Here is a 25196-nt window from a genome sequence, read left to right on the forward strand (position 1 = left end):
GTATCACGGTTTCAGGAATGAGCCGATGATGCCCTTGATCAATCATAGCATGCTGGCAGTCGGCATTGCCGGCTCCGCGGGCCGTGCCGGTTAATTGCAACTGTTCATTACAAAATCACGAAGGAATCATTGCGCACGGTATCGTATAAATAGCCTGACATCCGTCATCATTCACAGGAGAACAATAAATGGCCCTTTCAAAATCCCTCGTCGTCGCCGCCCTGGTCCTGGCCTTCAGCGCCGCCCATGCGCAATCCCTGCCGTCGCCGGCCACCAGCGGCACCATGGTCGTGGTCCCGGCCTTCGGCGAGGTGAAGCACGCCAACGACCAGGCCATCATTACCTTCGCGGTCGAAGAGCACGACAAGGACAAGAATGCCGCCGCCGACCGCGTCAACCGCAAGATGAAGGAGGGCACCGAGATCGTGCGCCGCGCCGATCCGAATGCCGAACTCAAGACCCAGGGCTATTACACCTACCCGGTCTACCCGGAAGTGCCGCCGCAACCGGTCGGCCGCACCACCCAGCAGCCGGTCAAGCCGGTGCCGATCGCCTGGCGCGTCGGCCAGTACCTCGAGGTGAAGACCACCAACCTGGCCGCGCTGCCGAAGACCGCCGCCGCGGCCCAGAAGGTCTTGCAGATCAATGGCGTGAACTTTGGCCTGAGCCCGGAACTGTTGAAGCGCCTGGACGACCAACGCATCGCCGCCACCTACCAGAACCTGAACGAGCGCATCGTCTCGATCGCCAAGGCCATGGGCCGCCAGCCGACCGACGCCGTGCTCGATACGGTCGACTTCGAAGGTTCGGGCAACTATGCCGGAGATGCCGCAGCGCCGCAGGCCATGATGATGCGCAGCGCCAAGCGCGAGATGGCCGACGAGATGTCGGAACCGAGCTTCGAACCGGGCGAAACCACGCTGCAGATGCGCGTGGTGGGCAAGGTCAAGTTCAAGTAATTGTTGGCAATGTTCAAGTAAGCGCCATGCGATCGCCAGTCGGGTTAGCGTAGTGTTTCGCTAACACGTGTCCCCACCTCTATAATGTGGGGGAACTGTCGCCCGGCGACTTACTTGAATAAGATTCCTTATGCCAACCTTTCCACGAAGAAGAACACCAGGGACAACGCCAAAGGGACCACGATTTTCCCGCCTGAAGAAGCGTTTCGGGCGCCGCGCCGAAGACCGCCAGGTCGGCGAGCGCGGCCGCGGCATTTACCTGTTGCCGAACGCCTTCACCACCGCGGCCCTGTTCTGCGGTTTCTATGCCATCGTGATGGCGATGAACCAGCGTTTCGAGCATGCGTGCTGGGCCGTTTTCATCGCCATGATCCTCGACGGCCTGGACGGACGCATCGCGCGCCTGACCAATACCCAGTCCGAGTTCGGCGCCCAGTTCGACAGCCTGGCCGACATGGTGTCGTTCGGGGCTGCGCCGGCGCTGGTGATCTATGAATGGTCGCTGCGCGGCCTGGGCAAGCTGGGCTGGATCGCGGCCTTCATCTATTGCGCCTGCGCCGCGCTGCGCCTGGCGCGCTTCAACACCAATATCCAGGTGGTGGACAAGCGCTTCTTCCAGGGCTTGCCGAGTCCGGCCGCCGCGGCCCTGGTGATCGGCTTCATCATGATGATGATCGACCCTGACATCAGCGTCAGCGCGCGCAAGGTGGACTGGGTGTCGTGGTGTATCGCCGTGTTCGCCGGCCTGACCATGGTGTCGAATGTGCCGTTCTACAGTTTCAAGGACATCAACTTTAAAAAGTCGGTGCCGTTCATCGCGGTCTTCCTGATCGCGCTGGTGCTGGCGCTGCTGGCGATCGATCCGCCCAAGGTGCTGTGGCCGATCTTCGTCGTGTATGGCCTGTCGGGCTATGCCGTGTACGTCTGGCGCAAGGCCAAGGGCAAACCGGTCAGCATCATCCCGCTCGACGACGAGCCGGACGATGGGGTGCGGCGTTGATGTGCATGCCGGCAGGCGGCGCTTGCATCCGATGAAGTGGCTGGCAACGGTTGCGCTGGCCGCCACCGCGCTGGCCGTGGCAGGCGCCCTGAGCGCCTGCTCGCCGCTATCCCTGGTCAATGCGATCTCTCCCGGCGGCACCGACCGCTCGGTGGAAACCACGGCGTTCGGTCCCAACCCGCGCCACAACCTCTCGATCTACCGCCCCGCGCAAGGCGCGCACAAGTCGCCAGTGATCGTGTTTTTCTACGGCGGCAACTGGGTCAGCGGTGAGCGCGACGATTATGAGTTCGTCGGCCGTTCGCTGGCCGCGCGCGGTTTCGTGGTGGTGATCCCGGACGTGCGCCTGTATCCGCAAGCCGGCTATCCGGGCTTCCTCGACGACAGCGCGCGCGCCGTGGCCTGGACCGCGCGCCGGATCGCGGAGCATGGCGGCGACCCCGGGCGCATCTTTGTCATGGGCCACAGTGCCGGCGCCTACAATGCGGCGATGGTGGCGCTCGATCCGCGCTGGTTGCGCAAGCAGGGCACGGCGCCATCCATCCTGCGCGGTTGGATCGGCCTGGCTGGCCCCTATAATTTCCTGCCGATCGAGAACGAAACGACGCGCAAGGTGTTTCCTTATCCCGACACCCGTCCTGATTCGCAGCCGATCAACCACGTCAGCGCGATTGCCCCGCCGGCGCTGCTGATCGCCGCGCGCAACGACAGGACGGTGGAGCCGGTGCGCAATAGCGGCGCAATGGCCGACAGGCTGCGCGCCACGGGCGTGCCGGTGCGCGAGGCGGTGTATGACAACGTCAACCACGCGACCCTGGTCGCCACGCTGTCGTCGTCGCTGCGCCGCCTGGCGCCGACCCTGGATGCGGTCGAGGACTTCGTGCGCAGCGATGGTGGACGGACGGCGGCGCGGCCGGACCAGGGACGGTAAGACATTACCAGCGGCCGCGGTCCCTCGGCTCGTACATCGGATCCGGCCCGTTCATCATTTGGCGCACCACGCCCTGGCCGTCGAAGTGGACATGCATCAGCGAATTCCACACACCGGCTTCTTTGTAGCGATATGACCACACTTCATAGTCCTGCATGGCGACGTGCGAACGCTCGGCGGGGCGACCGACGGTGCGCAGCACCTGGTCCTTGGTGGCCTGGTCGACTTTAATGGTGGCAAATTTCTCGCTTGTAAGCACCTGCTCGTAGGACGTCAGGCGACCATCCGGACCGAGGTGCGCCATCCAGGTGTACTGGCCCATGGGGCCGGTGGCGTACTCGAGGGTGCGCGCCGCGCCGTCGGTATAGACCGCCGTCGGCGTGCCCCGCTTGGACTGGACCACGTCCTGCGAGTCGCCAGGCACCGGCGCCGGGCCCATGGCGCAGCCGGCAAGCAGCAGGGCGGCGCCCAGCGTTGTCAATTTGCTTATCTTGTTCATTTTTTTCACCTGTGTCGAGCTTGCCAGCAAGCGGCGATCCTGTCCAATCGCGGAAGGCAGATGCCAAACACTGGTTCGCACCGGCGTTTTGCACTATACTGGCGGGTCTGTCCAATCCGGACAGGTATTTGATAACTCACGGTGCCTGGGGTTCCGACTCTTGCACCGCATGTGAAAGGTAACATCATGTCGGTTGAAAACATCAACAAAGCCGCAATCATCGCGGACAACGCACGTGGCCAGAACGATACCGGTTCGCCGGAAGTCCAGGTCGCACTGCTGACCGCACGCATCAACGAACTGAACGGCCACTTCAAGGCACACCAGAAAGATCACCACTCGCGTCGTGGCCTGATCATGATGGTCAACCGCCGCAAGAGCCTGCTGGCTTACCTGAAGAACAAGGACCTGAATCGTTATCGCGACCTGATCGCCAAGCTGGGCCTGCGTAAGTAATCGCAAGCTTGCACCAGACGGTTTAGTCAAAAAATGCCTGCGCCAGTTATCTAGCGCGGGCATTTTTCGTTTTTGCGGTTCTGTTGGATGTAGCAAAGGTTGCCTAGGCAACCCGTGGTGAGAGGTGAACGACAGCTCCTGAAAATCTGTCGGCAAAATGAAAGGGATTACCCAATGTTTAACAAAGTTACGAAAACCTTCCAGTACGGTCAACACACGGTCACCCTGGAGACGGGTGAAATCGCGCGCCAGGCTAGCGGCGCCGTCGTCGTGTCGGTCGAAGATACCGTCATCCTGGCAACCGTCGTTGCCAAAAAAGACGCCAAGCCGGGCCAGGATTTCTTCCCGCTGACCGTCGACTACATGGAGAAAACGTACGCTGCGGGTAAGATCCCTGGCGGTTTCTTCAAGCGTGAAGGCCGTCCTTCCGAAAAAGAAACGCTGACCTCGCGCCTGATCGACCGTCCGATCCGTCCGCTGTTCCCGGAAGGCTACCTGAACGAAGTCCAGGTCATCATCCACGTGCTGTCGGTCAACCCTGAAATCGATCCGGACATCCCGTCGATGATCGGCGCCTCGGCCGCCCTGTGCATCGCCGGCATCCCGTTCGCCGGTCCGATCGGCGCCGCGCGCGTCGGCTACGCCAACGGCCAGTACATCCTGAACCCGACCACCACCGAGCTGAAAACCTCGCAGATGGACCTGGTCGTGGCCGGCACCGAAACCGCCGTCCTGATGGTGGAATCGGAAGCCAAGCAACTGTCCGAAGAAGTCATGCTCGGCGCGGTCGTGTTCGGCCACGAGCAGATGAAGGCCGTGATCGACGCGATCCACGACCTGGTCGCCGAAGGCGGCAAGCCGGAAGTCGAATGGGCGCCGGCGCCAAAGAACGAAGAACTGATCGCCCGCGTCGGTGAACTGGCCGGCGCCAAGGTCCGCGACGCCTACCAGACCCGCGAGAAATCGGCGCGCCAGCAGAAGCTGAAATCGCTGTCGTCGGAAGTGATGGCCGAGCTGTCGGCACAAGGCGTCGCCGCCGATGCTGGCGACGTCGGCAACATCCTGTTCGACATGGAAGCCAAGGTCGTGCGTTCGCAGATCCTGGACGGCGAGCCGCGTATCGACGGCCGCGACACCCGCACCGTGCGTCCGATCTCGATCCGTTCGAGCGTCCTGCCACGCACCCACGGCTCGGCCCTGTTCACCCGCGGCGAGACCCAGGCGCTGGTGGTTGCCACCCTCGGCACCGCGCGCGACAGCCAGAAGATCGACGCGCTGATGGGCGAGTACACCGATGACTTCATGATGCACTACAACATGCCTCCGTTCGCCACCGGCGAAACCGGTCGCGTGGGCACCCCGAAGCGCCGCGAAGTCGGCCACGGCCGCCTGGCCAAGCGCGCGCTGGTCGCCGCACTGCCCAACCCTGAAGACTTCAGCTACTCGGTGCGCCTGGTCTCGGAAATCACCGAGTCGAACGGCTCGTCGTCGATGGCGTCGGTCTGCGGCGGCTGCCTGGCGCTGATGGACGCCGGCGTGCCGATGAAAGCGCACGTGGCCGGCATCGCCATGGGCCTGATCAAGGAAGGCGGCAAGTTCGCCGTCCTGACCGACATCCTGGGCGACGAAGATCACCTGGGCGACATGGACTTCAAGGTCGCCGGCACCGCGCAGGGCATTACCGCGCTGCAGATGGACATCAAGATCCAGGGCATCACCAAGGAAATCATGCAGGTGGCGCTGGCCCAGGCCAAGGATGGCCGCCAGCACATCCTGGCCGAGATGCAGAAGGCCATGCCGACCGTGAAGACCGAGCTGTCGGACTTCGCACCGCGCCTGATCACCATCCGCATCAATCCAGAGAAGATCCGTGACGTGATCGGCAAGGGCGGCGCCGTCATCCGCGCGCTGACCGAAGAAACCGGCACCCAGATCGACATCACCGACGAAGGCATCGTGACCATCGCATCGGTCGACGCCGCCGCCGGCCAGGAAGCCAAGCGCCGCATCGAAGAGCTGACCGCATCGGTCGAAGTGGGCAAGACCTACGACGGCACCGTGCTCAAGCTGCTGGACTTCGGCGCGATCGTGCAAGTCATGCCGGGCAAGGATGGCCTGCTGCACATCTCGCAGATCGCCAACGAGCGTGTCAATGCTGTTGCCGATTACCTGAAAGAAGGCCAGCAGGTGCGCGTGAAGGTGCTCGAGACCGACGAGCGTGGTCGTCTGAAGCTGTCGATGAAGGCCGCCGATCCTGCTGAAGGCGCGGCGCAGTAATACCCCACTTGCTTCAGCGCTTGCTCGCTGAAGTGACGAAACCGCCAGGCCATGTGCCTGGCGGTTTTTTTTCGTCCGTCCAAACTGGCGTATCACTTGTGTCCGTTTTCGCACGGAACAGTTCGATCCCCGGTTCTATGCTGGGCTCGTGGATTCGGTCAATACAGTCCACGGGACCGCAGGCATCGGCGCCCGGACCAGAAGTAGCGCCGCTGTCGACAAGGATGATAGTAGAACCAGTCGCGCCCAGCGGTCGGACGTGACAGGATACGGGCACCACGAGAATCATGAGCACCCCTACCCAGGCGTCGAATGACGCAATTGCAGGTGATATTCCAGGGGCAGCAAAAAGAAGACGCAGCGGCGCGCCGCTGTCGATGGCTGCGTGGAAGCAGTTCGTCAGTGTCGCCAAGCCTTACTGGCTGGGCGACGAAAAGGGCAGGGCGTGGCTGCTGCTCACGCTCCTGATCGTGCTGATGCTGGTGGAAACCAGGCTTGCGGTCATGCTCAACGACCAGGCGGGAGAGATGACCTCGGCCCTGGCCGGTCGGGATCGCGAGCGTTTCTGGACTTCGGTGCGCGCCTGCCTCGTCGTCCTCGCATTCGCCGTCCCGATCTACGCCTTCTATTACTATATGCGCGACCTGTTCGCCAACCAGTGGCGGCGCTGGCTCACCAGGCGCTTCCTCGACGGTTACCTGGACGGCCGCAAATACTACGAACTGGGATCGAATCGCGAGATCGACAATCCCGACCAGCGCATCGGCGAGGACGTGAACACCTTCACCGGACGCTCGATCCACTTCATGCTGGTGTTCCTCGGCTCGCTCATGCAACTGGTCGCCTTCAGCGCCGTCCTGTGGTCGATTTCGCATGTGCTGGTGGCGGTGCTGGTCGTCTATGCCGCGATCGGTACGGTGACCGCCCTGTACGTGTTCGGCAATCCGCTGATCCACCTGAACTTCTGGCAGCTGCGGCGCGAGGCCGATTTCCGTTTCAGCCTGATCCGCCTGCGCGAGAATGCCGAGTCGATCGCGTTCTATGGCGGCGAGCAGCAGGAGCGAGCCCGCATCGACAACAAATTCAACAAGGTCATTCGCAACTTCTCGCGCCTGATCAAGAAGCAGCGGGCGCTCAATCTGTTCCAGCGCGCGTTCAGCCAGCTCACCCTGGTGCTGCCGTTCGTGATCCTTGCCGACGCGGTGTTGTCGGGCCAGCTGGAGGTAGGACGCGCGGTGCAGGCCGCCGGCGCCTTCACCGCGGTGCTCGCGGCGGTCGGCGTCATCGTCGACAACTTCGAGAGCCTGAGCCGCTTCGTGGCCGGCATCGGGCGCCTGCAGGCCCTGTCCAGTCATGTGCTGCCTGCCCCGCAATCCGATTGTGAGGCGGCGCCGGATGCCCCATCGCGCATCCAGAGGACCCCATGCAGTCAGCTCAAGCTGGAGTCCCTGACCCTGTGCCCGCCGCAGTCCGAGCGCGTCCTGATCAAGGACCTGACGCTGGTACTGCAGCCTGGCGACGCATTGCTGATCACCGGTGACAGCGGCTGCGGCAAAAGCTCGCTCCTGCGCGCCATCGCCGGGCTGTGGCACAAGGGCAGCGGCACGATTCACCACCCGCCACGCGAGGAATGCTTCTTCCTGCCCCAGCAACCGTATCTGCAGCCGGGAACCCTGCGCAGTCAGCTCATCTATCCCAGCGAGCACACCGCATTGAGCGACGAGCAACTGCTGGAGATCCTGGAGCAGGTGCACCTGCCTTACCTGGCCGGCCGCGTTGGCGGCCTGGACGCCACACTGGATTGGGAAAAGCTGCTGTCGATCGGCGAACAGCAGCGCCTGGCGTTCGGGCGGGTGCTGGTGCATCGGCCGAACGTCGTCATCCTCGACGAAGCCACTAGTGCGCTCGATAGCGCCAATGAGTCGTCGCTCTACAAGCGCCTGCGCGACAAGGGGACGACGCTAATCAGCATCGCCCACCGTGCCGGTGTGCTGCGCCACCATACGCATGTGCTGTGGCTGACCGGCGACGGCGCGTGGGAGATGCATGCCGCCAGCGATTACCAGTTCGACGCCATGGTGTCTCGCTCAGGCAGCGATGGCAAGGCAGCAGCGGCGTGGCAATCGCAGGCAACGGTGATGGCGGGCTAGCATGGAATGGGTTTCGCGGGCCGTCAGGCGTCGAGGTCGGCAGCCTGGGCGACGCTCTTCTGCCCTTCGAGCCTGGCCAGGCGCTCGGTCAGCGCCGCACGGATCGACTCATAGGCGGTCGACCCCAGCGTGATGCGGCGCGGCGCCGGCGCCTGGCCAGCCGAGTCGATCATGATGTCCACCATCTTCACCGGATTGCCAGTAAGCTTGAAACTGCCGTCAAGCAGCGCGCGCCGCACCCCGCCCGACGGCGTATCGACATAGTCGTCCATCGCCGGCGCCGCATCGAGACCGGCCGCGAAATTGGTCGGCGTCGGTCCCGGCTCGGCCAGGGTGAATTCGATCCCGAACGGCGCGACTTCCTGCGCCACCGATTCGACGAAACCCTCGATCCCCCACTTGGTCGCGTGATACACGCTGAAGTTCGGATAGGCGATCTGGCCGCCTTCGGACGACACCTGGATCACCCGCCCGCCGTCCTGCTTGCGCAGATGGGGCAGGGCGGCGCGGATCAGCTGGATCGATCCCAGCAGGTTGGTATCGAGCTGGCGCTTGATTTGCGCATTGCTCAATTCCTCGGCCGCGCCGAACAGGCCGTAGGCGGCATTGCTGACGACGACATCGATGCGGCCCAGGTCCGAGAAGGCGCGCGCCATTACGTCGCGAATCGCCGCGTCATCGAGCACGTCGAGCTGCGCGACCCACAGCTGTTTCGGGTACTTCGCCTGCAGCTCGGCCAATGCGTTCGGACTGCGCAGGGTCGCGGCGACACGGTCGCCGCGTGCCAGCAGTCGTTCGGTCATGATGCGGCCAAAGCCGGTCGAAGTGCCGGTGATGAACCAGGTGCGTTGCATATCGTTCTCCTTGTCGATGGTTGCCGGACGGCTCCCTTGAAAACAGAATAGGCGATTCCATTGCTGTTATCATCCATCTAATCCCGCATGAATTAGTGAAAATCAGCCAGCAACGAGCCAGCCCGACCTCGACAGCCTGCGCGCCTTCGTCGCCATTTCTCACCGCCGCAGCTTCCGCAAGGCAGCCGACGAACTTGGCGTCTCGCCTTCGACCCTGAGCCACATGATGCGGGTGATGGAAGAAAAGCTCGGCGTGCGCGTCCTGCATCGCACCACCCGCAGCGTGGCGCCGACCGAGGCCGGCGAACACCTGCTGCGCCGGCTCGAACCGGTGCTGCGCGAACTGGGCGCCACGCTGGAAGACGTCAACGGTTTCCGCGAGCGGCCAGGCGGTTCGCTGCGCATCAATACTGCCGAACCGACGGCGCGCTGGTTGCTGCAGCATGCAGTACCGGTATTCCAGGAGCGCTATCCGGACGTCTCGCTCGACCTGTTCGTCGAAAACGGCCTGGTCGACATCGTGGCCGACGGCTTCGATGCGGGCGTGCGCCTGCTGGAGGCGGTGCCGCAGGACATGCACGTGGCGCCATTCGGCGCGCCCGTGTGCTTCATGCCGGTGGCGTCGCCGGCCTATCTGCAAGCGCATGGCACGCCACAGGTGCCGGACGACCTGCTCGCGCACCAATGCATCCGCATGCGCATGCAGAGCGCGAAAATCTATCGATGGGAGTTCGCGCGCCACGGCCAGGCCTTTGCCATCGACGTTCCCGGCACCCTGGTCCTGAACCAGGTCGGCCTGATGGTGGAGGCCGCTGCAGCCGGCCGTGGGATCGCCTATGTGCCGGACACGACGGCGCGCGACTACCTGGACGATGGCCGCCTGCTGCCTCTTTTGCAAGAGTGGTGCCAGCCGTCATCCGAGCTGGCTCTGTATTATCCCGGCCACCGCCACGTACCGGCGGCGCTGCGCGCTTTCATCGACGTGCTGCAGGAGGTGTACGCGCCAGCCTGAGCACGCCAGCCAAGCCCTTACGCAGTGTGCGGGAATCGTGGCAAACACGACGAATCTGCTTGACCCTCTAGCGGCTACAGGGTATTTAATAGTGGTAGCAAAAACTGGCCAACCGGCCGTGAGTTACCCCGACCACGATTGACGCGATGCGACGCCTGCTCCTGATCTTCCTGCTGCTCCTGATGCCGCTCCAGGCCGCCTGGGCAGCCGGCGCGCCGTACTGCAGTCATGACGAAACCACCATGCATCCGGGCCACCACACCCACAAGCATACGGCGCCCGACATCCAGGACGACGCCACACCGGGCGAGCATTGCGACGATTGCGACGCCTGCCATCACCTGTCTGCCAGCGCCGTCCTGTCGGCGCAACCCAACCTGCCCTTGCCCAAGGGCGCCCCGCACATGCGCGGCGAATTGCGGCGTTACGCTTCTCACGTCCAGGACCTCATCCCCCCGCCAGACAGGCTGCTGCGCAGCTAAGGCGGCGGGAGCCCCTTCGTAACGCCGTACTGCACGGCGCATCGCATGCCCCGCCGGACATCCACCTGTTCGGAGCATCATCATGAAACATCGTTTGACACCGCTGCTGGCGGCGCTTGCGCTCGCCTGCGCCTGCGGTTTTGCCAGCGCCGGGGCGGCAGCGCCGCCACTGACCCTGGAGGCAGCCATCGACCTGGCCCTGCGCGCCAATCCCACGCTGCGCGCGGCTGGCAATGAGGTCGCGGCGCAAGAGGGCGCGCTGGCCCAGGCCGGGACGCTGCCCAACCCGGAGCTCGAACTGCTCCGCGAAGGCGAGCAGGGCGACAACCGCACCACGACCGCCACCCTCAACATCCCCATCGAGCTGGGCGGCAAGCGCGCGGCGCGGGTCGACGCGGCGCGCCAGGAAGGCAAGCTCGCCGCCATCGCACTGGAAGCGGAACAGGCCAGGGTGCGCGCCGATACCGCGGCCGCCTTCCACGACGTCCTTGCGGCGCAGGAGCGCGAACGCATGGCCCAGGAACTGGTGCTGCTCGCCGGCCGCGCCCTGGCCGCCGCCGGCAAGCGGGTCGACGCCGGCACCTTGTCGCCGGTCGAGCAGACCCGCGCCCGCGTGGCCCAGGGCAGCGCCCGGATCGAGGCGCTGCAGGCGGCGCGCGACCTGGATGGCGCGCGCTTTCGCCTGGCCGCCTTGTGGGCCGGTGACGCGCGCCAGCTCGAGGTCGTCGCGCCCCAGGCCGCGGCGCTGCCCGCCGCGCCGCCGCTGGACCGGCTGCTGGGGCAGCTCGACGGCGCCCCGGCGATGCGCCATGCACGGGCCCAGGTCGGCCACCGCCAGGCGCTGGCCCGGCTCGAGCAAAGCCGGCGCATGCCCGACGTGAACGTGATCGTCGGGACCCAGCGCGAAGGGAGCGATGCCCGCAACCGCGCGGTGCTCGGCCTGTCGGTGGCGCTGCCGCTGTTCAACCGCAACGATGGCGCCGTGCGCGATGCGCTGCGCCGGGTCGACAAGGCACAGGATGAAGAAGCCGCCGAAGGCGCGCGCCTGCGCGCCGAGCTGGCGCAGGCCCACGCCCGGCTGACGGCGGCGCTGGCCGAATGCGCGCTGGTCGCGGACGACGTCCTGCCCGGCGCCGAAGACGCCCAGCGCGCCGCCAACCGCGGCTTCGAACTCGGCAAGTTCGGCCTGATCGACGTGCTCGACGCCCAGCGCGTGCTGGCTCAATCGAAGAACCACTACCGGAACGCCGTGCTCGAAGCCCATCGCGCGTCGGCCGACATCGTACGGCTGCTCGGACACGCAGCCGTCCAGGAGAATCCATGAACAAGCAGCAAACCAAGGTCATCGCCATCATGCTGGCGGTCGCCGTCCTTCTCGCCGCCATCGTGCTGGTGCGCGACCGCGCGCCGGGCGGCGCCGATGAACACGGTCATCACGAAGAGCAGGAGCACGCCGACGAACATGGCGAAGCAGAGCACGCGAACGATGGCGTGATCCGCTTCACCGACACCCAGGTCGGCGTGGCCGGCATCACGCTCGCCATTGCCGGCCCGGTCCACCTGGACACGTTCATTCGCATGCCTGGCCAGATCGCGCTCAACGAAGACCGCACCGCCCACGTCACGCCGCGCGCCGCCGGAGCGGTCAGCGAAGTCAATGCCACCCTTGGCCAGCAGGTAAGCAAGGACCAGGTGCTGGCCACCGTCGCCAGCGCCGACGTGGCGCTGCAACGCGGCGCGCTGGCGACGGCCGAGCGCCGGTTGACATATGCGCGCAAAGTCCACGCGTCTGAAAAAATGCTGTGGGAAGAAAAAATCTCGGCGCGCCAGGACTTGCTGCGCGCCGAGCAGGAACTGAATGAGGCGCAAATCGCCGTGCACAGCGCGCGCCAGCAGTTGCAGGCACTGGGTGCGGTTGATGCCGGCGCGTCGAACCTGTTGAAAATCCGGGCGCCGTTCGACGGCGTGATCGTCGAAAAGCACATCACCCACGGCGAAGTGGTGGGCGCCGATACCCGCGTGTTCACGCTCACCGACCTGTCGACCGTGTGGGCCGACGTGGTGGTGCCGGCGCGCGACCTCGACATCGTCCGGGTCGGCACCGATGCCGTGATCCGTTCGATTGCCTCCAGCACCACGGCGCCGGGCAAGGTGTCCTACGTCAGCTCGCTGGTGGGAGAGGAATCGCGCTCGGCCAAGGCGCGCGTGGTGCTCGACAATCCGGGCGCGGCCTGGCGTCCGGGCCTGGCGGTGAACGTCGACATCGTCACCGGTTCGAGCGACGTGGCGGTGGCGGTGGCGGTCGAGGCGATCCAGACGGCGGACGGGCGCCAGGTCGTCTACAAGCGGGTCAAGGAAGGCTTCGTGGCCCAGCCGGTGGCCACCGGCCGTTCCGACGGCCGCTTCGTCGAGGTCACGGAGGGCCTGCGCGCGGGCGAAGCCTACGCGGCGGCCGGCAGCTTCGCGGTCAAGGCCGAGCAAGGCAAGGGGGAGGGCGGCCATGGACATTAAGCAGCCAGCCACCCTGTTCGACCGCCTGATCGCCACCGCCATCGCGCGCCGCTGGCTGGTGATGCTGGCGGTGCTGGCGATGGCCGGCATCGGCGTCTACAACTACGGCCGCCTGCCGATCGACGCCGTGCCCGACGTGACCAACGTCCAGGTGCAGATCAATACCGCGGCGCCGGGCTACTCGCCGCTGGAGACCGAGCAGCGCATCACCTATCCGGTCGAGGCGGTGCTGGCGGGCCTGCCGCACCTGGAGTATTTCCGCTCGCTGTCGCGCTACGGCCTGTCGCAGGTGACGGTGGTGTTCGAGGAGGGCACCGACATCCAGTTCGCGCGCCAGCTGGTCAGCCAGCGCCTGCAGGACGCGCGCGAACAGCTGCCCGCCGGCGTCGTCCCGGCCCTGGGTCCGATCGCGACCGGCCTGTCCGAGATCTACCAGTGGACGGTGGAGACCGAGCCGGGCGCGAAAAAGCCGGACGGCACGCCCTACACGCCGACCGACCTGCGCGAGATCCAGGACTGGATCATCAAGCCGCAGCTGCGCACCGTGCCCGGCGTCACCGAGATCAATTCGATCGGCGGCTTCGACAAGGAATATCTCGTGGCCCCGAACACGGCCACGCTATCGTCCTATGGCCTGCAGTTGCTTGATCTCGTCCTTGCGCTGGAGCGCAACAACAGCAACGTCGGCGCCGGCTACATCGAGCGCGAAGGCGAGCAATACCTGGTGCGCGCGCCGGGCCAGGCCGCGTCGGTCGACGACATCCGCAATATCGTCGTCACCAGCATCCGCGGCATACCGGTGCGGGTGCGCGACGTGGCCGAGGTGACGATCGGGCAGGAGCTGCGCACCGGCGCCGCCACCGAGAACGGCGTCGAGGTGGTGCTCGGCACCGTGGTCATGCTGATCGGCGAGAACAGCCGCGCGGTGTCGAAGGCGGTCGATGTGCGCATGCTCGAGATCAACCGCAGCCTGCCCAAGGGCGTGAAGGCGGTCACCGTCTACGATCGCACGGTGCTGGTCGAGCGCGCCATCGCCACGGTGCGCAAGAACCTGGTCGAGGGCGCGATCCTGGTGGTGGCGGTGCTGTTTTTCTTCCTCGGGAATATACGCGCCGCGCTGCTCACTGCACTGGTGATCCCGCTGTCGATGCTGTTCACCTTCAGCGGCATGGTCGGCAACAAGGTCAGCGCCAACCTGCTCAGCCTGGGGGCGCTGGACTTCGGCATCATCGTCGACGGCGCTGTCGTCATCGTCGAGAACTGCGTGCGGCGCCTGGCCGCGGCCCAGCACCGTCTCGGCCGCATCCTCACGCGCGAGGAGCGGTTCGCCGAAGTGTTCGAGGCCGCACGCGAGGCGCGCCGGCCGCTGATCTACGGCCAGCTCATCATCATGATCGTCTATTTGCCGATCTTCGCGCTCACCGGCATCGAGGGCAAGATGTTCCATCCGATGGCGTTCACGGTCGTGTTCGCGCTGCTGGGCGCGATGATCCTGTCGGTGACCTTCGTGCCGGCCGCCGTGGCGCTGTTCATCGGCCGCAGCGTCCAAGAAAAGGAAAGCCGCGTGATGGGCGCGGCGCGCCGCTGGTATGCGCCGGTGCTGGACTATGCGCTGGCCAACCGCGCCGTGATGCTGGCGTTCGCGGCGCTGGTCACCCTGCTCGCCGGCCTGATGGCCACCCGCTTGGGGACCGAATTCGCCCCCAACCTCGACGAGGGCGACATGGCGGTGCTGACGATGCGCGTGCCTGGCACCAGCCTGTCGCAGTCGGTCAAGATGCAGCAGCAGATCGAGACCACCCTGATGCGCGACTTCCCCGAGATCGCGCGCGTGTTCGCCCGCATCGGCACCGCCGAGATCGCATCCGACCCGATGCCGCCCAGCGTGGCCGACAGCTACATCATCTTCAAGCCCGAGAAGGACTGGCCGCGGCCGAAACGTTCGCGGGCCGAGGTGGAAAGCGCCATCCGCGCCACGCTGGAGGGCCTGCCCGGCAACAGCTACGAATTCAGCCAGCCGATCCAGCTGCGCGTGAACGAGTTGATCTCGGGCGTGCGCAGCGACGTCGCCGTCAAGCTGTTCGGCGACGACCTGGGCGTGCTGGAGGCGAGCGCCAACCGGATTGCCGCCGTCCTGCGCAAGGTGCCGGGCGCCAGCGAAGTGCAGGTGGAGCAGACCAGCGGCCTGCCGATGCTGCAGATCCGGGTCGACCGCGAGCGCGCCGCGCGCATGGGCCTGAACATCGGCGACGTGCAGGAGATGATCGCCACTGCCACCGCGGGCCGCGTCGCCGGCACCCTGTTCGAGGGCGACCGCCGCTTCGACATCGTGGTGCGCCTGCCGGAGAACGTGCGCGGCGATATCGAGGTGCTGCGCCGGCTGCCGGTGGCGCTGCCGGGTGGCGCCGAGGGCACGCGCAGCTTCATCGCCCTGGGCGAGATCGCCAGCTTCGAGGTCGCGCCGGGACCCAACCAGCTCAGTCGCGAGCAGGGCAAGCGCCGGGTAGTGGTCAGCGCCAATGTGCGCGGACGCGACATCGGTTCCTTCGTGGCCGAGGCCCAGGACCGTATCGCGCAGGAGGTGCGCATCGCGCCCGGCTACTGGACCGCCTGGGGCGGCCAGTTCGAGCACCTGACCACGGCGGCCGAGCGCCTGCGCCTGATCATCCCGGCTTCGCTGCTATTGGTCTTCGTCCTTCTGTACCTTGTGTTCAACAATGTGCGCGACGGCCTGCTGGTCTTCACCGGCATCCCGTTCGCCCTGGCCGGCGGCGTGGCGGCGCTGTGGGTGCGCGGGATACCGCTGTCGATCTCGGCGGCGGTGGGGTTCATCGCCCTGTCCGGGGTGGCGGTGCTCAATGGCCTGGTGCTGATCTCGTTCGTCCGCAGCCTGCGCCAGGACGGCGTGCCCTTGGCCGAAGCGGTGCGCCAGGGCGCGCTGGCGCGCCTGCGTCCCGTCTTGATGACGGCGCTGGTGGCGTCGCTCGGCTTCGTCCCGATGGCGCTGGCGGTCGGCACCGGGGCCGAGGTCCAGCGGCCGCTGGCCACGGTCGTGATCGGTGGCGTACTGTCGTCGACCGTCCTGACCCTGCTTTTGTTGCCAATTTTGTACGAATGGGCGCACCAGGAGCGACCCGCGCGGGACTGGCGGCCACGCGTGCGTGCGTTTTTTCGCTGGGACAGTAAAAATATCCCGTAGACAAGCGTGCGTCACATATTGCTCTATATGAAAATGGTATAGTTGGATGTTTAACAGAATTTCGTCCGCGCCAGCCCTGGCAAAGTGGGCCAGGCGCGGCGCCAATTACCATTTCAAGGGATAAGACAGATGAGCACGAAGGATTACGCGGATCGCATCAGCCAGACAATCCTGGACCAGGAGGCCACCATCGGCGCCGAATGGCTCGCCCAGCTCGAAGCGCTGAGCGTGCGCAGCAACGCCGCCGCGCGCGAACAACTGCGCTCGCACTGCAACCAGTTCCTGAAAGCCTTCGCCATCGCCACCCGTAGCGGTGAACTCGAGAATATCGAGCACCGCTCGTGGGACGAGGTGCGCGACCTGCTGGGCGAGATCTCGTCGACCCGCGCCAAGTCGGGTTCGACCCCGAGCGAGACCGCCACCTTCGTATTCTCGCTCAAGCAGCCGCTGTTCGCGCGCCTGCGCGAGGCCTTCGCCGGCGACGCCGAAGGCCTGGCGACCGCCTCCTGGACCATCAACACCCTGCTCGACAAGCTTGGCCTGTACACCATCGAGGTGTTCCAGAAGACCAAGGACCAGATCATCGTGCGCCAGCAGCAGGAACTGCTCGAGCTGTCCACGCCCGTGGTCAAGCTTTGGAACGGCATCCTGGCGCTGCCGCTGATCGGCACACTGGACTCGGCCCGCACCCAGGTGGTGATGGAAAACATCCTGCAAAAGATCGTCGACACCGGCGCCATGATCGCCATCATCGACATCACCGGCGTGCCGACCGTCGACACCCTGGTGGCCCAGCACCTGATGAAGACCATCGCCGCCGCGCGCCTGATGGGCGCCGACTGCATCATCAGCGGCATCCGTCCGCAGATCGCGCAGACCATCGTGCACCTGGGCGTGAACCTGGAAGACGTGATCACCAAGGCTACCCTGGCCGACGCCTTCCTGGTCGCGCTCGAGCGCACCGGCGCCGCGATCACCATCAAGAACGCCTGAGGCCCGCCACATGGAACGCATTCCGATCCTGCGCATGGGGGACCTGCTCCTGGTGACGATCCAGGTCGACATGCACGACCGCCTCGCCATGCAGTTGCAGGACGACCTGACCGAGCGCATCGTCGCCGACGGCGCCAAGGGCGTCCTGATCGACATCTCGGCGCTGGACCTGGTCGACTCCTTCATCGGCCGCATGATCAGCAATACCGCCGCCATGGCGCGCGTGCTCGACGCCCGCACCGTGGTGGTGGGCATGCAGCCGGCGGTGGCGATCACCCTGGTCGAGCTGGGCCTGACCCTGCACGGCGTGAAGACCGCGCTGAACGTCGAGAAGGGCATGGCCCTGCTCGGAAAGAGCTATAAATAATGGTCGACGCGCATACCGATGCCGTCCTGTTCGAGACGCACCTGCTCGATCATCACCGGCAGCACCGCAGCGGGCGCACGACCCTGCCGCTGCGTTCGGACGAGGACGTGGTGGGCCTGCGCAAGCAGGTGCGCGAGCGCGCGGTGGCGCTCGCGCTGTCGCTGGTCGACCAGACCAAGCTGGTGACCGCCGCCAGCGAGCTGGCGCGCAACACGATCAAGTACGGCGGCGGCGGCGAAGTGCATCTCGACGCCATGGATGACGGCCTGCGCAAGGGCATCGGCCTGCTGTTCGTCGACGGCGGCCAGGGCATCCCCGACATCGACAGCGCGCTGCGCGATGGTTTCACCACCGGCGGTGGCCTTGGGCTGGGCCTGGGCGGCTCCAAGCGCCTGGTCGACGAGTTCGACATCGACAGCCGTCCGAAGGAGGGCACCGCGGTGCTGATCGTCAAATGGAAGCGCTGATCAGTTCGCAATCCCCGCAGCAGGTGTTCGCCGTTTCCCACGCCAGCGACGTCGCCGCCGTGCGCCGCGCCGGCCAGAAGCTGGCCGAGTCGCTGGGCTTCAACGAGACCCGCGCCGGCCAGCTCGCCCTGATCATCACCGAGGCGGCCACCAATATCCTCAAGCACGCCGGCGAAGGCGAGATCCACGTCGGTCCGGCGCAGTCGCCGGCCGGGATCGGCATCGACGTGCTGGCGCTCGACCGCGGTCCGGGCATCGCCGACCTGGCCAGCAGCCTGATGGACGGGGTCTCGACCGCCGGCACCGCCGGCACCGGCCTGGGCGCGCTGCACCGCCTGTCGGACGAATTCGACGTCTATTCGACCCAGGGCGACGGCGCCGCGTTCTTCATGCGCCTGTGGCGCGACGTGCCCAGCCCCGACCCGTGCGGGGTCGAGGTCGGCGCGTTGTGGAGCCCGATCAAGGGTGAAGAAGTATGCGGCGACGGCTGGGCGGTCGCTTGCGGGAACGGCGGCGCGACCCTGCTCGCGGCCGACGGCCTTGGCCACGGCCCGGACGCTGCGCGCGCGGCCAACGCCGCGATCCGTGCGCTCGACCAGCGCGGCGCGATCGGGGCCGGAGAGCTGGTGCACGCGGCGCACGAAGCGCTGCGGCCGACGCGCGGCGCTGCGCTGGCCGCGGCGCGCATCGACTTCGCGGCCGACGAGATCCGCTTCGCCGGCGTGGGAAATATCGGCGCGGTCGCGTTCGACGATGCCCGCCGCGCGCTGGTGTCGCACAACGGCATCGTCGGCCACAATATGCGCAAGGTGCAGGAATTCACGGTGCCGTTCGGTCCGGGCGCACTGTGCATCCTGCACTCGGACGGCATCGAGACCCGCTGGGACCTGGACAAGTATCCGGGCTTGCAGGGCCGCAGCCCGGCGCTGATTGCCGCCGTCCTGATGCGCGACCATATCCGCGGGCGCGACGACGCGATGGTGCTGGTGGTGCGCCGCATGGCGGGCAGCCGATGAATTCCCAGCGCATCCTCGGCGTCGCCCTGGACAACGACCAGGATGTGGTGCTGGTGCGCCAGCGCGCGCGCCAGATCTCGGCGCTGCTGGGCTTTTCGCAGCAGGACCAGGTGCGCATCGGCACCGCGGTGTCGGAAGTCGCGCGCGGGGCCAGCCACCAGGGCGCGGGCGGCCGGGCGCTGTTCCAGCTGCGCGAGAACGAGGGCCGCCAGCACCTCGAGGTGCTGGTCAGCGCCGGCCGGCCGCGCGCGGCCACGGCCGGCGAACCCGAGACCGAATCGCTGCGCGAGCTGGCGATCATCACCGCGCACCGCCTGATGGACGCCTGCGAAGTCGATCCGGGCGAGGCCGGCGCGTCCACCGTCACTGTGCGCAAGGCGCTGCCGCGCCACGAGCACGTCACGCCGGCCCGGCTGGCCGAGATCGGCGCGCGCCTGGCCGACAGCCCGGTGTCGAACCCGGTGCACGAGCTGCAGCTGCAGAACCAGGAATTGCTGGCCACCCTGGCCGAGCTGCGCGAGCGCCAGGACGACCTGCTGTCGCTCACCCGCGAGCTCGAGGACACCAACCGCGGCATCGTGGCGCTGTACGCCGAGATCGAGGACAAGGCCGAGCGCCTGCGCCGCGCCGACGAGATGAAGTCGCGTTTCCTGTCGAATACCAGCCACGAGCTGCGCACGCCGCTGTCGTCGATCCGCGCGCTGGCCCAGCTGCTGCTGGATCGCATGGATGGCGACCTGACCGACGAGCAGGAACGGCAGGTGAAATTCATTTCCACGGCGGCGGCGGACCTGTCGGAGCTGGTCAACGACCTGCTGGACCTGGCCAAGATCGAAGCCGGGCGGGTCGAGACCCTGGTCGAGCCGGTGGTGGTCGAGAACCTGTTCCGCGCGCTCAAGGGCATGCTGCGTCCGCTGGTCGACGAGGCGCGGGTGGAGCTGATCTTCGAGCCGTCCGGCATCGAGGCACCGTTTTATTCGGACGAAGGCAAGATCTCGCAGATCCTGCGCAACTTCATCTCCAACGCATTGAAATTCACCGAGCAGGGCTCGGTGCTGGTGTTCGCCGCGCACGACCCGGAAGCCGACACCATCGCCTTCGCGGTGGCCGACACCGGCATCGGCATCAGTCCCGACAACCTGCAGCTGATCTTCGAGGAATTCAGCCAGATCGAGCATCCGCTGCAGCGCCGCAGCAAGGGCACGGGGCTCGGCCTGCCGCTGTGCCGCAAGCTGGCCGACCTGCTCGGCGGGCGGGTCGACGTATCGAGCACCCTGGGCGTCGGTTCGACGTTTACACTGACCCTGCCGCGCACCCTGCCCAACAGACCGCAGCAACCGACCATGGATCCTGATGGAACCGCATCATGAATAGTCATCCGACCCAGATTCTCAACGTCGACGACAACGACGGTGCCCGCTACGCCAAGACCCGCATCCTGCAGAGCGCCGGTTTCGACGTCATCGAGGCTGCCAACGGCACCGATGCGCTGGAAATGGTCAGGCGCCACCTGCCGGCGCTGGTTCTGCTCGACGTCAAGCTCCCGGATATCAACGGCATCGAGGTGTGCCGCCGCATCAAGGCCGAATCGGACAGCAGCAGCGTGCTGGTGCTCCAGACCTCGGCCGCGCTGACCGGCCGCGCCGACAAGATCCGTGGCCTGGAGGGCGGCGCCGACAACTACCTGGCGGCGCCGATCGAGGCCGATGAGCTGATCGCCAACGTCAATGCGCTGCTGCGCATGCGCCGCATCCAGGTCGACCTGCGCGACAGCGAGGAGCGCTTTCGCCAGCTGACCGACAATATCGACGATGTGTTCTGGATGTTTTCGGTGCCCGGGCGCGAGCTGGTCTATGTCAGCCCGGCATATGCGACGGTGTGGGGCGGCAGCGCCGAAGCGCTGCGCCAGCATCCCGGCGCCTGGCTCGACGCGGTGCACGCCGACGACCGCGCGCGCCTGCGCGCGCGCTGGGAAAACCTGGCGGACGAGCCGCACTACGATGAAGAATTCCGCCTCCATGGCGCCGATGGCCAGGTGCGCTGGGTGCGCGACCGCCTGTTCCCGGTGCGTAATGCGCGCGGCGACGTCTACCGGGTGGCGCGCATGAGCAGCGACATCACGGCGCGCAAGGAGATGGAAGCGCTGCTGCGCACCGCCGACAGCAACAAGAACCAGTTCCTGGCGACGCTGGCGCACGAGTTGCGCAATCCCCTGAGCCCGATCCGCAACGCGGCGGCCCTGCTGGGCGCCAGCGGAGAAGGCGCAGCCGAGCGCCAGGCGCGCGCGCGCGACGTCATCACGCGCCAGGTCGACCACCTGGCGCACCTGGTGGACGACCTGCTGGACGTGGCTCGCATCTCCGAGGGCAAGATCGTGCTGCGCAACGAGGAAGTCGACCTGAAGGGCGTGATCGCGCAGGCGATCGAGACCGCCGGGCCCTTGATCGGCACGCGCGAGCACAGCCTGGAAGTGCAACAGCCGAACGACGACATCTGGGTGATGGGCGACCCGGTGCGCCTGGCCCAGTCGGTCGGCAACCTGCTGCACAATGCGGCCAAGTTCACGCCGGCCGGCGGCGCGATCGTGCTGGGCGTGGAGGTCGCCGGCGAGGGCGAAGGCGGGCAGCAACGCGTGCGCATCTCGGTGCGCGACAACGGGATCGGCATCGACGAGGACAACCTGCCGCGCATCTTCGGCATGTTCGCCCAGGCCGCTGTGCCGCCGGACCGCGCGCCGGAAGGGCTGGGCATCGGCCTGTCGCTGGTGTCGCACCTGGCCGAACTGCATGGCGGCCGGCTGGAGGCGGCCAGCCCGGGCATCGGCCAGGGCAGCACCTTCACCATCGAACTGCCGCTGCTGCGCATCGCGACCGGCGTGCATGAAGCGGCGCCACAGGAACCCGAAACCGGCGCGGAGTCGGGCGGCATGCGCGTGCTGCTGGTGGACGACAATATCGACGCCATGGAAATGATGGGCTTCCTGCTGGCCGAGATGGGTTACCAGCCGCTGACCACGGCCGACGCCGGCGAAATCGAGGTGCTGGCGCTGCGCCACAAGCCGCAGGTGATCGTGCTCGACATCGGCCTGCCGGGCGTGGACGGCTACCAGGTGGCGCGCCGCCTCAAGGCCAACGCGGAACTGGCGCATATCCGGCTGGTGGCGCACACCGGCTACGGCTCGCCCGAAGACCGCCGGCGCGCGCAGGAGGCGGGGTTCGATGCGCACCTGGTCAAGCCGGCGGAGTTGTCGGACCTGGAAGCGGCGCTGCGCGGTTGAGTCACCCGTCACGCGCGCCTTCGCCTCACCGCTCGCACGTCGTTACCTCCACTGGAGGTAACGACTACCCGCGTAGGCGGGTACCCAAGGCATTCGCACAGCCGCAAACAGTGAACGCTGCCGTGCTGCGGGCGCACTTGGGTTCCCGCCTTCGCGGGAACGACGTGGTGGCGACTCGATTACGCCAGTAGCGCCACCGCTTTCACCTGCGCCCACAACGCACACCCTGGCGCGATCGCCAGTTCGCGCCGCGAGCGTTCGGTGATGCGCGCCAGCAGCAGGGTCTCGCCCACCTTCAAGCGTACCAGCACCTGGCCCGCCGCCGGCGGCCCCACCGCATCGACCACGGCCGGCAGGATATTGGTAATGCTGCTGCCGCGCGGCCGCTCGAGCGCCAGGCTGACGTCGCGCGCATGGATGCGGCAGCGCATCCGGCTGCCGATGGCGGCGTCGCGCCGGCCCACCAGCAGCACGCCGCCCGGGAATGCCAGGTGCGACAGGCCGTCGGCATCGTGTTCGGCGAGCACGGCCTCGATCATTACGCCGGCGTCGTCCTTGAAACCGGCCGCCAGGTCGAGCCGCGCCAGGGTGGAGGCGAGCGGGCCACTGGCCAGTACGCGTCCCTGCTCCAGCACCACCAGGTAATCGGCCAGGCGCGCCACCTCGTCGGCGGAGTGGCTGACGTAGACCACCGGCAGCGCCAGTTCGTCGTGCAGTCGCTCCAGGTAGGGCAGGATTTCCTGCTTGCGCTTCATGTCGAGCGCCGCCAGCGGTTCGTCCATCAACAGCAGGCGCGGCGAGGCGAGCAGGGTGCGCGCGATCGCGGCGCGCTGGCGTTCGCCGCCCGATAGCGTCGCCGGTCGCTGCTTTAGCAGGTGGCCGATGCCGAGCAGCTCGGTCACGGGCCCGACCTCGAAGCGGCGCGCATCGCGTGGCAGGCGCTTGAGGCCGAACTCCAGGTTGGCGCGCACATCGAGGTGCTCGAACAGGCTCGCTTCCTGGAACACGTAGCCGATGCCGCGCCGGTGGGTCGGCACGAACAGGCCACGAGCATCGTCTTGCCAGATGTCGTCGCCTACCGCGATGAAGGCGCCAGGCGTGCGTTCCAGACCGGCCAGGATGCGCAGCACCGTGGTCTTGCCGGAGCCGGAATGGCCGAACAGGGCGCTCACGCCGTGGTCGGGCAGGTCGAGGTCGACGTCCAGCAGGAATTCCCCGCCGTCGCCGCTGCGGTCCAGTCTTACCTTGATACGAATGCCGCTCATCGGCGCGTCCCCCTGACCGACTGCGGATACAGCGTGTAGAGCACCAGCAGCACCACGAAGGAGAACACCAGCATGCCACCGGCCAGCCAGTGTGCCTGCGCGTATTCCATCGCTTCCACGTGGTCGTAGATCTGGGTCGAGACCACCCGCGTCTTGTCCGGTATGTTCCCGCCAATCATGAGCACGACGCCGAACTCGCCGATGGTGTGGGCGAAGCCGAGGATGGCGCCCGTGACGAAGCCGGGACGCGCCAGCGGCACCACGACCGACCAGAAAGTGTCCCAGGGCGTGGCGCCCAGGGTTGCCGCCACTTCCAGCGGGCGCGTGCCGACCGCCTCGAAGGCATTGGTCAGCGGTTGCACCACAAAGGGCAGCGAATAGAACACCGAGGCGATCACGAGGCCGGTGAAGGTGAACGACAGCGTGCCCAGGCCGAGGGCCTGGGTGGCCTGGCCGAGCGGGCCGTTGGGGCCCATCGCCAGCAGCATGTAGAAGCCGATCACGGTCGGCGGCAGCACCAGCGGCAGCGCCACCACGGCGCCGACCGCATGCCGCAGCCTGGAGTGCGTGCGCGCCAGCCACCAGGCCAGCGGCGTGCCGAATACCAGCAGGAGCAGGGTGACGACCGCGGCCAGCTTGAGGGTCAGCCAGATCGCGGCAAAATCCGAACCATCCAGCATCCGCTCAGACTTCGTAGCCGAAGGTGCGGATCAGCGCTTTCGCCTTGTCGGTGCGCAGGTATTGCAGCAGCGCCTGGGCTGCCGGGTTCTTCGCGCCCTTGGCCAGCAGGGCGGCGTCCTGGCGGATCGGGTCGTGCATGGTGGCAGGGACGATCCAGCCCGAACCCGAAGTGAACTTGCCGTCACGCCAGACCTGGGCCTGGGCCACGAAGCCCAGTTCGGCGTTGCCGGTGCTGGCGAACTGCCAGGCCTGGGCGATGTTCTCGCCTTGGACGATGCGCGGCTGCACGGTGTCGTACAGGCCCAGCTTTTGCAGGGTGGCGACGGCCGCGGCGCCGTATGGGGCGGTCTTCGGATTGGCGATCGACAGGTGCCTGTAGGTGCCGGTCTTGAGGACGTTGCCGCCGGCATCGACGACGCCATCCTTGGCCGACCACAGCACCAGGCGGCCAGTCGCGTAGGTGAAGCGGCTGCCGGCCACCATGTGGCCTTCGGTCTCCAGCTTGGCCGGGGTTTCGTCGTCGGCCGCCAGCAGCACTTCGAACGGCGCGCCGTTCCGGATCTGCGCGTAGAATTTACCGGTGGCGCCGGTCGCGACGATGGCCTTGTGGCCGGTGTCGCGCTGGAATTCGGCGGCCAGTTTTTCCATCGGGCCGGCGAAGTTGGCGGCGACGGCGACCTGCACCTCGTCGGCCTGTGCGGCTCCCGAGATGGCAAGGACGGCGACCAGGCTGACGAGGTGTTTCATGGTGTTCTCCGTGGTTGGACTGGCGGTTGGATAAATGGCTGGATGAGCGATAT

Annotated in this window: 22 protein-coding genes; 17 read left to right on the forward strand and 5 right to left on the reverse strand. The window is 66.6% G+C overall.

All coding sequences use genetic code 11. The annotated features are described in order from the left end of the window. Positions 1-188 precede the first annotated feature (188 nt). The 3 genes from Q9246_RS09535 (at position 189) to Q9246_RS09545 (ending at position 2890) form a co-directional block, all read left to right on the forward strand. Entirely contained in the window at positions 189-959 is a 771-nt protein-coding gene (locus Q9246_RS09535; RefSeq protein ID WP_306397271.1) for an SIMPL domain-containing protein, read from the forward strand. 130 nt (positions 960-1089) lie between these two features. Beyond that, positions 1090-1959 (forward strand): CDP-diacylglycerol--serine O-phosphatidyltransferase, encoded by an 870-nt coding sequence (gene pssA / locus Q9246_RS09540; RefSeq protein ID WP_306397272.1) that lies wholly within the window; start codon positions 1090-1092, stop codon positions 1957-1959. 31 nt (positions 1960-1990) lie between these two features. Continuing rightward, on the forward strand, positions 1991-2890 hold the full coding sequence (locus tag Q9246_RS09545; protein WP_306397273.1) for an alpha/beta hydrolase: 900 nt from the start codon (positions 1991-1993) through the stop codon (positions 2888-2890). A 4-nt stretch (positions 2891-2894) separates the two neighbouring features. Here Q9246_RS09545 and bamE read toward each other — a convergent pair whose 3' ends face one another. Then, positions 2895-3389, reverse strand: a complete 495-nt coding sequence (gene bamE, locus Q9246_RS09550; protein ID WP_306397275.1) for an outer membrane protein assembly factor BamE domain-containing protein — start codon at positions 3387-3389, stop codon at positions 2895-2897. Between the two features lie 186 nt (positions 3390-3575). Here bamE and rpsO point away from each other — a divergent pair, with 186 nt between their 5' ends. The 3 genes from rpsO (at position 3576) to Q9246_RS09565 (ending at position 8272) form a co-directional block, all read left to right on the forward strand. After that, positions 3576-3845, forward strand: coding sequence for a 30S ribosomal protein S15 (gene rpsO / locus Q9246_RS09555; protein WP_005666365.1), 270 nt, complete (start codon positions 3576-3578; stop codon positions 3843-3845). 174 nt (positions 3846-4019) lie between these two features. Continuing rightward, a complete protein-coding gene (gene pnp / locus Q9246_RS09560; protein WP_306397277.1) occupies positions 4020-6122 on the forward strand; it encodes a polyribonucleotide nucleotidyltransferase in 2103 nt (700 codons plus the stop codon). 287 nt (positions 6123-6409) lie between these two features. Further along, the gene (locus Q9246_RS09565; RefSeq protein ID WP_306397278.1) at positions 6410-8272 is read left to right on the forward strand and encodes an ABC transporter ATP-binding protein/permease; all 1863 of its coding nucleotides are present in this window, start codon (positions 6410-6412) and stop codon (positions 8270-8272) included. Positions 8273-8295: 23 nt separating this feature from the next. On the opposite strand, the gene Q9246_RS09570 is transcribed toward Q9246_RS09565, so the two are convergent. Next, positions 8296-9126 carry an SDR family oxidoreductase gene (locus Q9246_RS09570; protein ID WP_306397279.1) on the reverse strand — a complete coding sequence of 277 codons (831 nt, stop codon included), beginning with the start codon at positions 9124-9126 and terminating at the stop codon, positions 8296-8298. A 136-nt stretch (positions 9127-9262) separates the two neighbouring features. Between Q9246_RS09570 and Q9246_RS09575 the strand changes: the two genes are divergently transcribed. The 11 genes from Q9246_RS09575 to Q9246_RS09625 all read left to right on the forward strand — a co-directional run bounded on the left by Q9246_RS09575 (position 9263) and on the right by Q9246_RS09625 (position 22450). After that, on the forward strand, positions 9263-10138 hold the full coding sequence (locus tag Q9246_RS09575) for a LysR family transcriptional regulator (RefSeq protein WP_306398133.1): 876 nt from the start codon (positions 9263-9265) through the stop codon (positions 10136-10138). Positions 10139-10284: 146 nt separating this feature from the next. Further along, a complete protein-coding gene (locus tag Q9246_RS09580) occupies positions 10285-10620 on the forward strand; it encodes a DUF2946 family protein (RefSeq protein ID WP_306397281.1) in 336 nt (111 codons plus the stop codon). Between the two features lie 82 nt (positions 10621-10702). Next, positions 10703-11944 (forward strand): TolC family protein, encoded by a 1242-nt coding sequence (locus Q9246_RS09585; RefSeq protein ID WP_306397283.1) that lies wholly within the window; start codon positions 10703-10705, stop codon positions 11942-11944. Continuing rightward, positions 11941-13131, forward strand: coding sequence for an efflux RND transporter periplasmic adaptor subunit (locus Q9246_RS09590; RefSeq protein ID WP_306397285.1), 1191 nt, complete (start codon positions 11941-11943; stop codon positions 13129-13131). The genes Q9246_RS09585 and Q9246_RS09590 overlap by 4 nt, the downstream gene beginning before the upstream one ends. Positions 13132-13144: 13 nt before the next feature. Beyond that, positions 13145-16330 carry an efflux RND transporter permease subunit gene (locus Q9246_RS09595; RefSeq protein WP_306398135.1) on the forward strand — a complete coding sequence of 1062 codons (3186 nt, stop codon included), beginning with the start codon at positions 13145-13147 and terminating at the stop codon, positions 16328-16330. A gap of 129 nt (positions 16331-16459) precedes the next feature. Next, entirely contained in the window at positions 16460-17323 is an 864-nt protein-coding gene (locus Q9246_RS09600) for an STAS domain-containing protein (protein ID WP_306397287.1), read from the forward strand. A 10-nt stretch (positions 17324-17333) separates the two neighbouring features. Then, positions 17334-17690 carry an STAS domain-containing protein gene (locus Q9246_RS09605; RefSeq protein WP_306397288.1) on the forward strand — a complete coding sequence of 119 codons (357 nt, stop codon included), beginning with the start codon at positions 17334-17336 and terminating at the stop codon, positions 17688-17690. Beyond that, complete coding sequence (locus tag Q9246_RS09610; RefSeq protein ID WP_306397289.1) at positions 17690-18157, forward strand: anti-sigma regulatory factor; 468 nt, start codon at positions 17690-17692, stop codon at positions 18155-18157. The genes Q9246_RS09605 and Q9246_RS09610 overlap by 1 nt, the downstream gene beginning before the upstream one ends. Then, positions 18145-19173, forward strand: a complete 1029-nt coding sequence (locus tag Q9246_RS09615; protein WP_306397290.1) for an ATP-binding SpoIIE family protein phosphatase — start codon at positions 18145-18147, stop codon at positions 19171-19173. The genes Q9246_RS09610 and Q9246_RS09615 overlap by 13 nt, the downstream gene beginning before the upstream one ends. Next, positions 19170-20543, forward strand: a complete 1374-nt coding sequence (locus tag Q9246_RS09620) for an ATP-binding protein (RefSeq protein WP_306397291.1) — start codon at positions 19170-19172, stop codon at positions 20541-20543. The genes Q9246_RS09615 and Q9246_RS09620 overlap by 4 nt, the downstream gene beginning before the upstream one ends. Further along, positions 20540-22450, forward strand: coding sequence for an ATP-binding response regulator (locus Q9246_RS09625; RefSeq protein ID WP_306397292.1), 1911 nt, complete (start codon positions 20540-20542; stop codon positions 22448-22450). Before Q9246_RS09620 ends, Q9246_RS09625 begins: the two co-directional genes overlap by 4 nt. Before the next feature lie 179 nt (positions 22451-22629). Here Q9246_RS09625 and modC read toward each other — a convergent pair whose 3' ends face one another. From modC to modA, 3 genes are read right to left on the reverse strand one after another with little or no spacing between them, the layout of a single operon-like run. After that, positions 22630-23715 carry a molybdenum ABC transporter ATP-binding protein gene (modC, locus tag Q9246_RS09630; protein ID WP_306397294.1) on the reverse strand — a complete coding sequence of 362 codons (1086 nt, stop codon included), beginning with the start codon at positions 23713-23715 and terminating at the stop codon, positions 22630-22632. Continuing rightward, positions 23712-24395, reverse strand: a complete 684-nt coding sequence (gene modB / locus Q9246_RS09635; protein ID WP_306397295.1) for a molybdate ABC transporter permease subunit — start codon at positions 24393-24395, stop codon at positions 23712-23714. Before modB ends, modC begins: the two co-directional genes overlap by 4 nt. Before the next feature lie 4 nt (positions 24396-24399). Further along, the gene (modA, locus tag Q9246_RS09640) at positions 24400-25143 is read right to left on the reverse strand and encodes a molybdate ABC transporter substrate-binding protein (protein ID WP_306397297.1); all 744 of its coding nucleotides are present in this window, start codon (positions 25141-25143) and stop codon (positions 24400-24402) included. Positions 25144-25196: the final 53 nt, after the last annotated feature.

The sequence above is a fragment of the Telluria beijingensis genome (assembly GCF_030770395.1).
In the GTDB taxonomy this organism is placed as follows: domain Bacteria; phylum Pseudomonadota; class Gammaproteobacteria; order Burkholderiales; family Burkholderiaceae_D; genus Telluria; species Telluria beijingensis.